Origin of the sequence: Pseudomonas sp. NFACC10-1, from assembly GCF_900119195.1 — a bacterium.
In the GTDB taxonomy this organism is placed as follows: Bacteria; Pseudomonadota; Gammaproteobacteria; order Pseudomonadales; family Pseudomonadaceae; genus Aquipseudomonas; species Aquipseudomonas cerasi.
Map to the genome: position 1 here is coordinate 654026 of NZ_FPJB01000003.1, position 13905 is coordinate 667930.

Genomic DNA, 13905 nt, shown 5'->3' on the forward strand with positions numbered 1-13905 from the left:
ATGAAGCGATTGGCCGGACTTTCCGCACTTGCTCTTATTATCTCCAGCACCAGCGGTTGCGGTTGGCTCTGGGGCGAAGATGGTTACTTCCGTGATCGCGGCAGCGATTACCTCCAGGCGACCCAGACCCCGCCCATGCAGTTGCCCGCCGATGTTAGCGGCGTCAAACGCCTGGATCCTTTGCTGCCGATCCCGCGTAACGTGGCTGACAGCACCCAGAAAGACGGCGAGTACATCGTGCCGCGTCCTCAGCCGCTGGGCACGACTTCCGAGTCGAGCGACTTCAGCCTGCAGAAGAGTGGCGATGCGCGCTGGATCCTGGCTCAGCGCCAGCCTGCCGAAGTCTGGCCGGTGGCTCATCAGTATTTCGAAGACAACGGTTTCCGTATCGCCGAAGAGCGTCCGCAGACAGGCGAGTTCAGCTCCTCGTGGCAGCGCCTCGATGAGTTGTCCGCTTCGGTGGCCAAGCGTCTGAGCGCCGCTGGCGTCGCCGCCGATGCAGAAACCCGCGTGCGGGTGCGTATCGAGCCGGGCGTGCAGCGCAATACCAGTGAAGTCTACGTGGTCAGCGTCGAGCGTCCTGCCGGCAGCACTGCCGACGTGGCCTTCCCGACGCGCACCACCAACCTGGGCCTCGATGCCGCACTGACCGACGATCTGCTGGCCAGCATGGGCCGCAACGCCGAGAAGGGCGGCTCTATTTCCCTGTTGGCGGCACGTGACTACGACACCCCGAGCCGTGTTGCCTTGAGCGAAGACGGCAGCGGCAACCCGGTATTGAACCTCGGTGCCGACCTGGACCGCGCATGGTCGAGTGTTGGCCGCGCCCTGGATCAGGGCGACTGGCGTGTCGAGGACATCAACCGCAGCCTGGGTCTGTACTACATCAACCTGGCTGAAAAGGCCAAAACGCCTGAAAACGAGCCTGGTTTCTTCGGCAGGATGTTTGGCAGCAAGTCGACCAAGGAAGAGATCGATGCCCGTGCCGAGCGCTATCAGGTCCGCCTGAGCAAGGTCGGTGACAACGTTCAAGTGACCGTCGAGAAGAACATCAACACCGTTGCGCCAGCGGATATCGCGCGCCGGGTGTTGAGCGTTATTCAAGACAACCTGGGTTAAGTGCGTTTCGCGGTTCTCGGCAGCGGTAGTCGTGGCAACGGCACGCTGGTCGCAAGCAATGATACGTACGTACTGGTCGATTGCGGTTTCTCCTTGCGGGAAACCGAGCGGCGCCTGGCTCGTCTGGGCGTCTCGGCAAGCCAGCTGAGCGCTATTCTGGTAACCCACGAACATGCCGATCACGTGCATGGCGTGGGTTTGCTGTCGCGGCGCTACAATGTGCCGGTCTACCTCAGCAACGGGACCTTGCGCGGAATGCGCAAGCCGGTGGAAATTGCCGGCCTCCTGGCAGGCGGGGAGAGTTTGCGGATCGGCGCACTGGACATCGACGTGGTGTCGGTCGCTCACGATGCGCTCGAGCCGACGCAGTTCGTCTTCAGTGACGGCAAGCGCCGCTTCGGCCTACTGACCGACCTTGGGTCTTACTGCTCCAACGTATTACAGCGTTATCAAGGCCTGGATGCCTTGATGATCGAGGCCAATCACTGTCGCGACATGCTTGCCCGAGGCCAGTATCCGGTCTTTCTCAAGCAGCGCGTGGGCTGTGAAACAGGTCATTTGAACAACCATCAGGCCGCCAGCCTGGTGAGCGAGCTGGGATGGCAGGACCTTCAGCACCTGGTGCTGGCGCATCTCAGCAGCAAGAACAACCTGCCGCATCTGGCCCGGCAATGTTTCGTCGACACCCTCGGGTGCGACCCGGACTGGCTGCAACTGGCCGATCAAGATTCAGGGCTCGACTGGCGACATATCGCCTAGCCCAACTACTTAGCAAGCGGAGCCCATCATGGAAAAACGTGAAGAACTCTACCGCGGCAAAGCCAAATCGGTTTACAAGACCGACGACGCTGACCGCTTGATCCTGCTGTTCCGCAACGACACCTCGGCGTTCGACGGCAAGCGCATCGAACAGCTGGACCGTAAAGGCATGGTGAACAACAAGTTCAACGCCTTCATCATGCAGAAGCTTGAAGAGGCGGGTATCCCCACCCAATTCGACAAGCTGCTGGGCGACAACGAGTGCCTGGTCAAGAAGCTCGACATGATCCCGGTCGAATGCGTCGTGCGTAACTACGCCGCTGGCAGCCTGGTCAAGCGCCTGGGCATCGAAGAGGGCACCAGGCTCAATCCGTACACCTTCGAACTGTTCCTCAAGGACGACGCCAAGGGCGACCCGTTCATCAACGAATCCCACGTTGTGGCATTCGGCTGGGGTACCGCCGAGCAACTGGTTCGCATGAAAGAGCTGTCGATCAAGGTCAACGACGTGTTGACCAAGCTGTTTGACGACGCTGGCCTGCTGCTGGTCGACTTCAAACTCGAGTTCGGCGTATTCCACGGTGAAATCGTCCTTGGCGACGAATTCAGCCCTGACGGCTGCCGTCTCTGGGACAAGGACACCCGCAAGAAAATGGACAAGGACCGCTTCCGTCAGGGTCTGGGCGACGTTATCGAAGCTTATGAAGAAGTCGCAAACCGTCTGGGCGTGCCGCTGTAAGCGGAAAAAGCACGCAAGCGCTTGATAGCACGAAAAAAAACAGCAGAAGGGCTTCGCCTTCTGCGTTGATGCTGTTATGATGCGCGCCGTTGGAGAGATGCCAGAGTGGCCGAATGGGACGGATTCGAAATCCGTTGTACCTTCACCGGTACCTAGGGTTCGAATCCCTATCTCTCCGCCATTATTTATCCAAAAAGCCCCGCAATGCGGGGCTTTTTGGTTTCCGGGATTTGATGATCCTCAGCCCAGCCCCTCACTTCTATCGTGAAAGGCTACTTTTACCGTGAGACCAGCCGAGCCACCGCTTGAGCGCGGTGCCTCATCAGTAGCGTGATTGGAAGGGCGTGTGCGCCCCGGTTGTTTCAGCGCACCACGCGTCGGTTGTCGCTCACCGAGGCGGGGGAAACCTTCTACCGTACCTGCACGACGGTCGTTTCAGATCTGCAGGAAGTCGAGATTGCGCTGACTTCAACCCAGACCGAGCCACAGGGCAAGGCGCGTATTGATTGGCCAGCGGCATCTGAATAGCGGCAGGCTGGTGGCGGTGCTACTGGATCTTGCTACCGAAGGCCTGCCGATGAGTTTTGTCTGGCTGCGAAGTCGCGAGGCGCTGCCAAAAGTCAGCGCGTTAAGTGCCTGCCTGGGAGCCAACCTCACGCCTGCCGGGCATGTTGGGAGGTGATGGAAAACTCGGGGAGAATGTGCTCCTGAAGTTCATCGATTACCTCCAGAGAGGGACGCCGCGTCGGCTTGAGGTTCAATGCGACATGATTGATCCCGGCTTCGCGTTGCCGGGAGAAGAAGTCCTTCAGCGCCTTTCGACCACCCCGTAGCATCCGCCCCGTTTGTAGCGGCGCGTCAGGATTGGCGTCGAGGTCGAACATCGCGCCGTAGCCGAAAGGGATGAATCCCCTGGAAGCGGTTGCCTCACGCCAATGCGGTACAGCCTCCGGCATGCGCAGCGCATCGCCATGCCAGATCCAGGCATCGACATTGGCCGCAAGCCACTCCAGGCTCTGTCCAGCACGACCGATGGCGATGACAGGGACCGGTTGAGCAACGGGTTTGGGTACCAGATCAATGTCGCCCCGCAACTGGCCGAAATGCTGTGTCTTCAGCCGCGGAAACGACTCTGAAAGCAGCGTTTTGATCAGCGTTACCGCTTCCCGATAGCGTTCAGCCCGGCTGGCAAAGTCGACTCCGAAAGCCGGATATTCTGTTGCCCGGTCACCCGAAGCCATGCCCGCGAGAAAGCGGCCTCCGAGGAGTTGGTCCGCCGTCGCAATCTGCTTGGCGGTGATAACCGGCTCCCGCAACGGGCTGACGATGCCTGCGGTGCCGATGGCGATTCTGGTCGTGAGCGCTGCCAGCCAGCCCGCGTACACCATCGGATCAAGGACCTGGCCGGTATCACCAAATGACGGATCGTAAAACGGCACATCGCGCAGCCACAGCGTCGCAGCATCGCTCTGATCAAGGCGCTGCACGATCTCGGCCTGGTCCTCCAGGCTGGGAAAAGGGCTGTCAGGATAGCCTCGCGCGGGCGAGATGAACCCGATGGTCAACTGATCACGCTGGAATGTACCGCTGAACGCCGTATGGTTCTCCAGGCCGAGCGATTGATTGTTCTGAGTCATCGTTTTACTCCGTTTCGGAAATCGATCATTTGATTCTATAGATGACCTTCAGGCTGATCTCAGACCTTTTGGATCAGTCATGGTGAAAAAAAATCACGAATAGTCGGTCTGCAGCACTTAATTGAACCACTGGCATCCCGTGCAGGGTAGAAACACTGTCACCATCCACCTGCGAAATCGCCTGGTCTCACTCGTCCCATTCGGCTATTCGCAAACTAATCCTGCCTCCCGGTTTCGCTTTCGCCCTTTCTGATCTATACCTTGGGTTCAACGTTTTGTGAGGCGAGGAGCTTTCAGATGTCAGACGTAGATCAGGTACAAAAGTCGCAACCTTCTCCCAGCCAGAGCCACGATGACGTGATTGCCCAGTTCAAATGGCAGGGCAAGCAGATCGACTGGTTGCTGCAATGGCTGGTCAAGTTTGTTGCCAACACCAAGGTTGAGATGGGCGTGACGCTGTCGGTGGGTGGAAATCTGGTTTCCGGGCATCTGATTTCTCACGATGCGTATTTCGAGCAGTTGGCCGACGATATCTCGGCACCGTTCAGCTCGTTCGCCAACGGCACTGACGCGACCATGAAAGAGATGATCCTGTCCTTCAAGCCCGGTGAGTCATCTGAAGACACCCCGGCCTTCCATTTCATTCACTTGAAGGACTGCCGCACCTATTCCACTGACGGCAACCCGATTTGTGATGCCGGTGTGCTGTGGCGGGGCCGAATCTCGGCCGTCGATGGGTTCACCATCGGGCTTATCGCCGAAAAGCCTGACGCAGCCTGACCCCATGGAGCCTCGACGTCCGTCGGGGCTTTTTCAACCCGAGACCATGATGGCTTCCAGCGTGCAGAATGCACTGGTTGGTCACGGAATGCTGCACCTGCAGTAGCGTCACTTAGCCACTCTTTGCGCGACAAAATGTCGCAAGCCGCTGTCAGGCGAGTAATATGTTCGCCCTGACCTTATCTGCCGAATGGTTTTCGGCATGGCCTGATAGAGAGCTGGCGACAAGAAAAAACAACAAGAACTGAGCCAGGCTGCCCGCCCCGGTCGACGTAAAGAATTAATGAGTAGACGAAAAAGGCGATTAGAGAAAATGACCAAAACTTCGCGACCTTTGTACATTTCCTACGCAGGACCTTCACTGCTGGAAATGCCCCTGCTGAACAAAGGCAGTGCCTTTACCCCGCAAGAGCGGGTCGAATTCAATCTGATCGGGCTCCTGCCGCAGAACGTGGAGACGATCGAAGAGCAAGTCACCCGGGTCTACAGCCAGTACAAACAGTGTGCGAGCGACCTGGACAAGCATATCTACCTGCGCTCGATCCAGGACAACAACGAAACCCTGTTTTTCCGTCTGCTCGACTCCCACCTGGACGAGATGCTGCCGATCATCTACACGCCGACGGTGGGGCAGGCCTGTCAGGAGTTTTCCAAGATCTACCGCACGCATCGCGGCCTGTTCATTTCCTACCCTGAGCGCGACCGCATCGATGATATTTTGCGCAGCGCGACCAAGGACCGGATCAAAATCATCGTCGTGACCGACAGCGAGCGAATTCTCGGTCTGGGTGATCAAGGCATCGGCGGCATGGGCATTCCGATCGGCAAACTGTCGCTGTACACCGCTTGTGGCGGGATCAGCCCGGCGTACACGCTGCCGATCGTGCTGGATGTCGGCACCAACAACCGTGAGCTGCTGGACGACCCGATGTACATGGGCTGGCGTCACGAGCGGGTATCGGGCAAGGAATACGAAGACTTCATCGCGCTGTTCATCGACGCGGTGCAGCGTCGCTGGCCGGACGTGCTGTTGCAGTTCGAAGATTTCGCCCAGTCCAACGCCATGCCGCTGCTCGAAAAGTATCGGGACGAGCTGTGCTGCTTCAACGATGACATCCAGGGCACCGCGTCGGTTGCCGTGGGTACGTTGCTGGCGGCCTGCAAGGCCAAGAATGAAACCCTCGGCCAGCAGAAGGTGGTGTTTGTCGGTGCCGGTTCGGCAGGCTGCGGGATCGCCGAGCACATCATCGCAGCGATGCGCATCGAAGGCCTGAGCGAAAGCGAAGCGCGCAAACGTATCTTCATGGTCGATCGTTTCGGCCTGTTGACCGAAGGCATGGATAACCTGCTCGACTTCCAGAAGCGACTGGCGCAAAAGACTGCCGACGTATCTGGCTGGACTGCCGGCTCCGAAGCCTTCCCGCAGTTGCTCGACGTGGTCACCCACGCCGGGGCCACCGTAATGATCGGTGTGTCCGGGCAACGGGGTCTGTTCACCGAGCAGGTGATTCGCGAATTACACAAGCATTGCGCCAAACCCTTGGTAATGCCGCTGTCCAATCCGACTTCCAAGGTAGAAGCCACTCCGGAAGAAATCCTGCGCTGGACCGACGGTAATGCGCTGGTGGCCACCGGCAGTCCGTTTGCGCCAGTGGAGATCAACGGCCGCACGGTACACATCGCGCAGTGCAACAACTCCTACATCTTTCCGGGCATCGGCCTCGGCGTGGTGGCCTGCAAGGCATCGCGCATCACCGACCGGATGCTCATGGCGGCGTCCAATGCGCTGGCCGAGTGCTCGCCGATGGTGACAGGGAAGGGCGATGCGGTGTTGCCGCCGCTCAAGGAAATCCAGCAGGTCAGCCGCAAGATCGCCCTGGCTGTGGCCAAGGAAGCGCAAGCCGAAGGGCTGGCGCTGGAAACCACCGAAGAGGCGCTGCTTGAGGCCATCGAGCGTAATTTCTGGTTGCCGGGCTACCGGGCCTATCGCCGCCGCTCGGTCTGATCGGGCGTATCTGCGAGGATGACGTCTCCGCAAGCTTGCTTGCGGAGACACGCTGCTCTGCAAATGCAGTAACGCTGCAATGAGTTTCTTTACAGTGAAATAAGCTTCATTCAACCCAATCCTCTCACCTTTTTCACATAAAATTGATGATGCGCTGCCTACAGTGCGCGCCATCGGAGTGTTCACTGGCTCCTGAATGCCCGATGCATATTAATTCGATAAGCAGACCACGATGCCGACACCCAGAACTGTTCGTCCAGAGGTTGTAACCCTACTTGCCAGTGCGTTTCTGTTACTGGGTTTCAATATCAATCTTTGGCAGCATCTTTTCTCGATTACCAGCGCCGATAGCAAAGGGTTGGCCATGCGCTTTGCGTTTGGCTTGATGATTTTCTGCGTGTTCAATATCGTGTTGACGCTGTTGGCATTTCGTCGTGTGCTTAAACCGGTGTTGATCAGTCTGTTTATGATCAGCGCGGGGGTGGTTTATTTCATGACCGAATACGGGGTCATGATCGACGCGGGCATGTTTCGAAACTTCGCTGAAACCAACGTCACGGAAGTGCAGGGGCTGCTGTCTTTAAAACTGGCTTTGTATATCCTTCTGCTGGGCATAGTGCCTTCGCTGATACTCTGGAAACTGCCGATCAGCTACCGTCGCTGGCACCTCGAATTGTTCAGCAAACTGTTGGTGACGGTGGCGTGCTGCGTGGCAATCGGCGCCATTGCACTGGCCAATTACCAGGGCTTGTCGTCGTTGTTCCGCAACCACCATGAATTGCGCCTGATGGTCGTGCCAAGCAATTACATTGGTGCGTCGCTGGGCTACCTGAGTGAGCAGGTGATCTCCGCCAGGCGTCCCTTCGTCAAGATCGGCGAGGACGCCAAGCGTTCTGCGGACTGGGCCACGCACGCCCGCAAATCATTGACCGTGCTGGTGGTCGGCGAAAGTGCCCGGGCCGAGAACTTCGGAATCCTTGGCTACGGTCGTAACACCACGCCCAACCTGAACAAGGAAAGCGGACTGGTGGCGTTTACCGATGTGTATTCCTGCGGTACCGAAACCGCAGTATCGGTGCCTTGCATGTTTTCCAATATGGGACGCAAGAACTACAACGCTACCCAGGCGCGTAATCAGGAAGGCTTGCTGGACGTACTGAAGCGCGCGGGTATAGACGTGATATGGCGTGACAATCAAGCGGGCTGCAAGGGCACCTGTGATCGAGTGACCTTCCAGGACGTGAGCAATCTCAAGGACCCGCTGTTGTGCAACAACCATGAATGCCGGGACGAGATACTCTTGCAAAACCTGCAGGCCTTTATCGACGGCCTCGACAAGGACACGGTGCTTGTTCTGCATCAGATGGGCAGCCACGGTCCTGAATACTACAAACGTTACCCGAAAGACTTTGAAACGTTTACCCCGGTGTGTGAAAGCAATGCGCTGAACAATTGCAGCCGGGACAGCATCGTCAATGGGTACGACAATACGTTGCTGTACACCGACCATGTATTGTCCACGCTGATTGATCTTCTGCGCACCAATCAAAACAAGGTCGATACCGCCATGGTGTACCTGTCGGATCATGGCGAATCTCTGGGCGAATATAATCTGTTCCTGCATGGCACGCCTTATGTGCTGGCGCCTGATCAGCAAAAGCATGTGCCGATGATGGTCTGGTTGTCCGATACCTATCAGAAGTCCTTTGCCGTTACGCCGGAGTGTCTGGCCAAACAGCGCAATGCACCGTTGAGCCAGGACAATCTTTTCCATTCCATGCTCGGTCTGCTGAAAGTCGATACCAAGGTCTATGACCCCAGTCTCGATATGTTTGCCGCATGCCGCAGCGAGTTGGCGACCACCGACAAGTAACGACATGCGCGGCGTGCCGGGTATTGATCGTCCTCTCAAGCCGTGGGGGCGATCATTGGCAGCGTGTCTGTGAGGCAATAGCTCCTCCTGTCCTTCATTTGCATGAAGATGCGCCAGACCCGGACGACAGACGCGCGATAATCTCCCATGACGATATATACTGCGCGCCATTGTTGAAGGGAGAGCCGTGTGGCCATCGATATTCACTGGATTCGCGACGACGACAGCCTCGCCCGGCATTGCGCACAATGGCAGTCACTGCCTTTCGTGGCGCTCGACACCGAGTTCATGCGGGTCGACACTTTTTATCCGATCGCTGCGCTGCTGCAGATCGGCGACGGGCAGAGCGCCTGGCTGATTGATCCATTGCTGATCAACGACTGGCGGCCGCTGTCTGCGTTGCTCGAAAACCCCGACGTCATCAAAGTGGTGCATGCGTGCAGCGAAGACCTCGAGGTATTGCTGCGCCTGACCGGCAGCCTGCCGGTTCCGCTGTTCGATACCCAATTGGCAGCTGCCTACCTGAACCTCGGTTTTTCCATGGGCTACTCGCGTCTGGTGCAGGAGGTCCTCGACATCGACCTGCCCAAGGGCGAAACCCGCTCCGACTGGCTGCAGCGTCCGCTGTCGGAAACGCAGATCAGCTACGCGGCCGAAGATGCCGTGCACCTGGCCGAGCTGTTCACCATCCTGCGCCCGCGCTTGTCCGACGACAAATACGCCTGGCTGCTGGACGACGGCGCTGAACTGGTCGCCAACCTGCGCCGTGAGGTGGACCCGTACGAGGTGTATCGCGACGCCAAGCTGGCCTGGAAGTTGTCCCGTGCCCAGCTGGCGGTGCTGCGCGAGCTGTGTGCCTGGCGTGAGCGCGAGGCGCGTGCCCGCAACCTGCCGCGCAACCGTATCGTGCGCGAACACTCGCTCTGGCCATTGGCCAAGACCCAGCCGGACAACCTCGGCGCGCTGGCGCGGATCGAAGACATGCACCCGCGTACGGTCCGCCATGACGGCGAGTTTCTGCTCGAGCTGATCAAGACCGCGAGCGTGCTGCCTCCAGAAGAGTGGCCACCTGCGTTGCCCGAGCCATTGCCCATCGATGCCGCCGGGTCGATCAAGCGTCTGCGTGCAATCGGTCAGCAGTATGCCGAGCAACTGGACATGGCCCCGGAACTGATGCTGCGCAAGAAGACCCTCGAAGCCCTGCTCAAGAGCGGCTACCCCGACGGTCCTTACCAATTACCCGACTCGCTGCGTGGCTGGCGTCGCGAGTTGATGGGTCAGGCGCTGCTGGACAGCCTGGCCACCCCCGGAGAACCGTCTTGAAGCGCATCTGCTCGATTTATCGCAGCCCGAAAAGAAACGAGATGTACCTTTACGTCCTGAAGAGCGACGTTCTCAAGCGTGTGCCTCCAGAGCTGATGGTGGCGTTCGGCAAGCCGGTTCATGCATTCGATCTGGTGCTGAGCCCCGAGCGGGCGCTGTCGCGTGAAGATATCAATGTGGTGCTTGAGAACCTTGACAGCCAGGGCTATCACTTGCAGATGCCGCCGGCTGAAGACGATTACATCGAGCACCTGCCCGAAGAGCTGCTGCGCCGCAACGATCCCATGTAATCGTTGCCTACGTTGTAAAGCAGCCCACATCGACGTGGGTTGCCTGTCCTGTTTTTAAGGTTTTTGAAACATGCGCGTTCTGATTGCCGAGCACGATTACCACGTTTACACCCAATTGTTGCGCAAGGCTGCGCCTGATCTGGAAGTTTTCAGCACTGGCGATTCTGCCGAGCTGTCGCGCATGGCCAGCGACTGCCCGGTCTGGCTGGGACAGCCGGACCTGATGGCCAACCTGTTGCGGCAGGGGCACAAGCCGCAGTGGCTGCAATCCACCTGGGCGGGCATCACACCGCTGCTGGCTGACAGCCTGTCGCGGGAATATCGCCTGACCCGTGCAGTCGGGATTTTCGGTCAGGTCATGGCCGAATTCGTTTTGACCTACATGCTTGGCCATGAGCGCGAGGTGCTGGCGCGCCTGATGAGCCAGGTCGAACGCAAGTGGGACAACCGGACCGGGCAGAGTCTGTCGGGCCGCAAGGCATTGATCGTCGGTGCCGGTGATATCGGTCAGCGGGTTGCCGAGTTCCTCTTGCCGTTCGGTGTGCAGGTGTACGGTGTGGCTTCCAGTGCGCGCGCACAGGAACCGTTCATCGAAGTGACGGCGTTGTCAGACATGACGCGTCTGCTCGGCGAGATGGATTACGTCATCAACCTGCTGCCCAACACGCCCGAGACGCACGACCTGTACGATGCCAAGCTGTTCGCCAGCTTCAAGCCCACGGCGCTGTTCATCAACGTCGGGCGCGGCGTGGCGGTTGTCGATGCGGATCTGGTCGAGGCGTTGAAGGAAGGGCATCTGGCTGGCGCGGTGATTGACGTCTGCCGTCAGGAGCCTTTGCCGCAGCGGCATCCGTTCTGGACTGCCTACGGTCTGCTGTTGACCGGTCACAGCTCGGCGCCTACCTCGCCCGTGGCCATGACCGAGCTTTTCGTCCATAACCTGCAAGCTTTCCAGGCAGGAGAGGCGCTGCGCGGCGAGGTCGATTTTTTGCGAGGTTACTGACGCCCTTGCCAACGAGCCGACGTTTCAGGCGCCGGCTCGCAGGCATCGATTACTGCAACCAGTCGGTTACAGCGAAAAATCACCTTCGGCGGCCAGTTCTGCCAGCGGCTTGCGCGGGCTTGGCACTTCGCGGCCTTGCAGGTAGTCCGGCAGGGTCGACTTGTCACCCAGCTTGCCAATCGCGATGGCCGCGTGCACAGCGTAGCCCTCGGGAATATTCAGTTCCTTGCGGGTCAGATCCTGATCGAAACCGGCCATGCCGTGGGTGTGCCAGCCGCTCAGGCTGGCCTGCAGTGCCAGGTAACCCCATGCCGAACCCGTGTCGAAGGTGTGCCATAGCGCCGGGCTCTCTTCGCTTGCGCCGGGGGCGACGAAGGTGGTCTTGGAAATGACGATCACCAAGGCCGCCGCGTGTTGCGCCCAGCTGCGGTTGAACTCGTTCAGCAGGCCCAGATAACGCTCCCAGTTTGGCGTATCGCGACGTGCATAGAGAAAGCGCCAGGGCTGCGAGTTATACGCCGAGGGTGCCCAGCGTGCGGCTTCGAAAAAGCTCAGCAGGGTTTCCTGGTCGATGCTCTCGCCACTGAAGGCACGTGGCGACCAGCGCTCGGTGAATTGCGGGTCGATAGGGTGATCGGCGATGCGAGGGTTCGTGCTCATGAAAGTCCTTGATAGCGAAGGTTGAAAACGAGCGTGGCTTGATGGGCCGTGGTCGGCAGGCATCGCTTGAACGCACTGAAAACCCGTTAACGCTACTGTTTTGCCCCGTCGCTGACAAGTCCCGGCTACCGGCAGTCGCAAGTGCTTGGCCCGCACCCCGTGTACCTCTAGACTGGCGGCCTTTTCATTATCGATACCGTTGTCCGAACCATGGCCGCTAAAGTTGAACCCTTCTGGATTCGCAAGACCCTTGACCAGCTCGATACCCAGGAGTGGGAGTCGTTGTGCGATGGCTGTGGCCTGTGCTGCCTGCAGAAGCTTGAGGACGAGGAAGACAACGCGGTTTATTACACGCGAATTGCCTGCAAGCTGCTCGATCTGAAAACCTGCCAGTGCTCCGACTACGCAAACCGTCGTGCCTCGGTCCCTGATTGCATTCAGCTGACGCCTGGTCAGGCAGATGAGTTCAAGTGGCTGCCGCCGACCTGCGGCTATCGTCTGGTCAGCGAGGGCAAGGATTTGCCGCTCTGGCACCATCTGGTGTGTGGTGATCGCACGGCCGTGCATCACGAACGCATCTCCCAGTCAGGCCGCATGCTCAGCGAGAACAATGTGGCCGAAGACGACTGGGAGGATTACCTGATTTTTCGCGCAGGTTGAATGCTTAAATGACCGGCTTTGGCTCGGTCAACGCTTCCACGCCTTTGACAGCCGCCGTCTTCACGGCATTTTCAGCGTCGTCCTTGAGGGTGTTCAGTTCTGCGCCTGCACGTTCGATGGTCGAGCGTGCGCTTTGCAGATCGCTGCGGCCTTTTTCCATCAGGCTTTTCGCCGAGCAGTGACCACTGATACCGCGAGCCAGTGCCGCGCCGCCGATGGCCAGTTGAATCAGGCCCAGAAAGCCGCCACGACGGACGCCTTTACCCATCAGCAGTACGCCGCCAGCCAGTGAGCCGATGCGCTCCCAGCCCTGTACATTCTGCTCGGGGTTGCGTTGAAGCAGTTCAGGTGTGTCGATGCGTTCGATGATCGGGGTGTCGCGCATGATGGCTCTCCATGAGGTAGTAGGTCGGAGTTGGCAAATTGGAAGCAGTTGCTCGATTCAGAGAAACTGACTGCCCGCGCGCGACACAGGTTCAATGCTTTTCCGTCAGCGGTCACTGGCCGGATCAATTTTCTCGCGACCGAACTGCGGGCCCGAACGGGTATTGATACCTTTGGCCATGCGGTCGTAGAGGACGACGTTGACGGTCGCCGCCAGATTCATGCAGCCCTCGGTCGGGATATAGACCACGTCTTCACACCAGTCGCGAATCTCCTGATCCAGCGAGCCATCTTCCGGGCCGAAGATATACAGCGCGCGATCAGGGTGCGTGTATTCGGGCAGTGCGCGGGCGCCGTCGACCAGTTCGACGGCCACCGGGATGCAACCCAGCGGCAGAATGCTTTTGAGGTCTTCGATGCCGATCAGCGGGATGTCCTGATGGATTTTCTTGGTGTCGGTGATGAAGTCCCGCGCGCGCTCATAGCGTTTACCAGTATAGAACACCGACGCCACGCCGTAACAGCCGGCCGCACGCATCACGGAGCCGACGTTTTCCGGGGACTTGGGGTTGTAAAGACCGATGCAGGCGTACCGTTTGTTGGCCACGGGGAGGGTGCTCTGAAGAAAACCGGGGATTATACGGCAGCCTCAGAGCAATGCCATTGACTGTGT

The 13905-nt window shown here is 58.8% G+C and carries 14 protein-coding genes and 1 tRNA gene; 11 read left to right on the forward strand and 4 right to left on the reverse strand.

Annotated features, from left to right (window positions below):
- The 4 genes from bamC to BT119_RS11730 all read left to right on the forward strand — a co-directional run bounded on the left by bamC (position 1) and on the right by BT119_RS11730 (position 2798).
- Positions 1 to 1119, forward strand: coding sequence for an outer membrane protein assembly factor BamC (bamC, locus tag BT119_RS11715; RefSeq protein WP_003368268.1), 1119 nt, complete (start codon positions 1 to 3; stop codon positions 1117 to 1119).
- Positions 1120 to 1878, forward strand: a complete 759-nt coding sequence (locus BT119_RS11720) for an MBL fold metallo-hydrolase (protein WP_003430848.1) — start codon at positions 1120 to 1122, stop codon at positions 1876 to 1878.
- 28 nt (positions 1879 to 1906) lie between these two features.
- Entirely contained in the window at positions 1907 to 2617 is a 711-nt protein-coding gene (gene purC / locus BT119_RS11725) for a phosphoribosylaminoimidazolesuccinocarboxamide synthase (protein ID WP_003430849.1), read from the forward strand.
- Positions 2618 to 2708: 91 nt separating this feature from the next.
- Positions 2709 to 2798: transfer RNA gene (locus BT119_RS11730), tRNA-Ser, on the forward strand.
- Between the two features lie 472 nt (positions 2799 to 3270).
- Here BT119_RS11730 and BT119_RS11740 read toward each other — a convergent pair.
- On the reverse strand, positions 3271 to 4254 hold the full coding sequence (locus tag BT119_RS11740) for an LLM class oxidoreductase (RefSeq protein WP_072365730.1): 984 nt from the start codon (positions 4252 to 4254) through the stop codon (positions 3271 to 3273).
- A 297-nt stretch (positions 4255 to 4551) separates the two neighbouring features.
- Here BT119_RS11740 and gvpU point away from each other — a divergent pair, with 297 nt between their 5' ends.
- The 6 genes from gvpU (at position 4552) to BT119_RS11770 (ending at position 11528) form a co-directional block, all read left to right on the forward strand.
- A complete protein-coding gene (gene gvpU, locus BT119_RS11745) occupies positions 4552 to 5034 on the forward strand; it encodes a gas vesicle accessory protein GvpU (protein WP_003409447.1) in 483 nt (160 codons plus the stop codon).
- Between the two features lie 313 nt (positions 5035 to 5347).
- Entirely contained in the window at positions 5348 to 7039 is a 1692-nt protein-coding gene (locus BT119_RS11750) for an NAD-dependent malic enzyme (protein WP_003345569.1), read from the forward strand.
- Positions 7040 to 7271: 232 nt separating this feature from the next.
- Positions 7272 to 8912, forward strand: coding sequence for a phosphoethanolamine transferase (locus BT119_RS11755; protein WP_003430856.1), 1641 nt, complete (start codon positions 7272 to 7274; stop codon positions 8910 to 8912).
- Between the two features lie 189 nt (positions 8913 to 9101).
- Positions 9102 to 10235: a ribonuclease D gene (rnd, locus tag BT119_RS11760; protein WP_010432132.1), complete on the forward strand. Its 1134-nt coding sequence runs from the start codon at positions 9102 to 9104 to the stop codon at positions 10233 to 10235.
- A complete protein-coding gene (locus BT119_RS11765) occupies positions 10232 to 10525 on the forward strand; it encodes a YcgL domain-containing protein (RefSeq protein ID WP_003317401.1) in 294 nt (97 codons plus the stop codon). Before rnd ends, BT119_RS11765 begins: the two co-directional genes overlap by 4 nt.
- A gap of 70 nt (positions 10526 to 10595) precedes the next feature.
- A complete protein-coding gene (locus tag BT119_RS11770; RefSeq protein WP_054080784.1) occupies positions 10596 to 11528 on the forward strand; it encodes a D-2-hydroxyacid dehydrogenase in 933 nt (310 codons plus the stop codon).
- 66 nt (positions 11529 to 11594) lie between these two features.
- Here the strand turns inward: BT119_RS11770 and BT119_RS11775 are convergent, their stop codons facing one another.
- The gene (locus BT119_RS11775) at positions 11595 to 12188 is read right to left on the reverse strand and encodes a nitroreductase family protein (RefSeq protein WP_003317403.1); all 594 of its coding nucleotides are present in this window, start codon (positions 12186 to 12188) and stop codon (positions 11595 to 11597) included.
- 210 nt (positions 12189 to 12398) lie between these two features.
- Here BT119_RS11775 and BT119_RS11780 point away from each other — a divergent pair, with 210 nt between their 5' ends.
- A complete protein-coding gene (locus BT119_RS11780; protein WP_003368281.1) occupies positions 12399 to 12848 on the forward strand; it encodes a YcgN family cysteine cluster protein in 450 nt (149 codons plus the stop codon).
- A 4-nt stretch (positions 12849 to 12852) separates the two neighbouring features.
- Here the strand turns inward: BT119_RS11780 and BT119_RS11785 are convergent, their stop codons facing one another.
- Positions 12853 to 13233 (reverse strand): YgaP family membrane protein, encoded by a 381-nt coding sequence (locus BT119_RS11785; protein ID WP_003368282.1) that lies wholly within the window; start codon positions 13231 to 13233, stop codon positions 12853 to 12855.
- A gap of 105 nt (positions 13234 to 13338) precedes the next feature.
- A complete protein-coding gene (locus BT119_RS11790; RefSeq protein WP_003317406.1) occupies positions 13339 to 13839 on the reverse strand; it encodes an RNA methyltransferase in 501 nt (166 codons plus the stop codon).
- Positions 13840 to 13905 lie beyond the last annotated feature (66 nt).

Coding starts and splice junctions, on each gene's coding strand:
- BT119_RS11780 (WP_003368281.1), top strand. CDS start 12,399: ATGGCCGCTAAAGTTGAACCCTTCTGGATTCGCAAGACCCTTGACCAG.
- BT119_RS11775 (WP_003317403.1), bottom strand. CDS start 12,188: ATGAGCACGAACCCTCGCATCGCCGATCACCCTATCGACCCGCAATTC.
- BT119_RS11740 (WP_072365730.1), bottom strand. CDS start 4,254: ATGACTCAGAACAATCAATCGCTCGGCCTGGAGAACCATACGGCGTTC.
- BT119_RS11750 (WP_003345569.1), top strand. CDS start 5,348: ATGACCAAAACTTCGCGACCTTTGTACATTTCCTACGCAGGACCTTCA.
- bamC (WP_003368268.1), top strand. CDS start 1: ATGAAGCGATTGGCCGGACTTTCCGCACTTGCTCTTATTATCTCCAGC.
- purC (WP_003430849.1), top strand. CDS start 1,907: ATGGAAAAACGTGAAGAACTCTACCGCGGCAAAGCCAAATCGGTTTAC.
- gvpU (WP_003409447.1), top strand. CDS start 4,552: ATGTCAGACGTAGATCAGGTACAAAAGTCGCAACCTTCTCCCAGCCAG.
- BT119_RS11770 (WP_054080784.1), top strand. CDS start 10,596: ATGCGCGTTCTGATTGCCGAGCACGATTACCACGTTTACACCCAATTG.
- BT119_RS11785 (WP_003368282.1), bottom strand. CDS start 13,233: ATGCGCGACACCCCGATCATCGAACGCATCGACACACCTGAACTGCTT.
- BT119_RS11755 (WP_003430856.1), top strand. CDS start 7,272: ATGCCGACACCCAGAACTGTTCGTCCAGAGGTTGTAACCCTACTTGCC.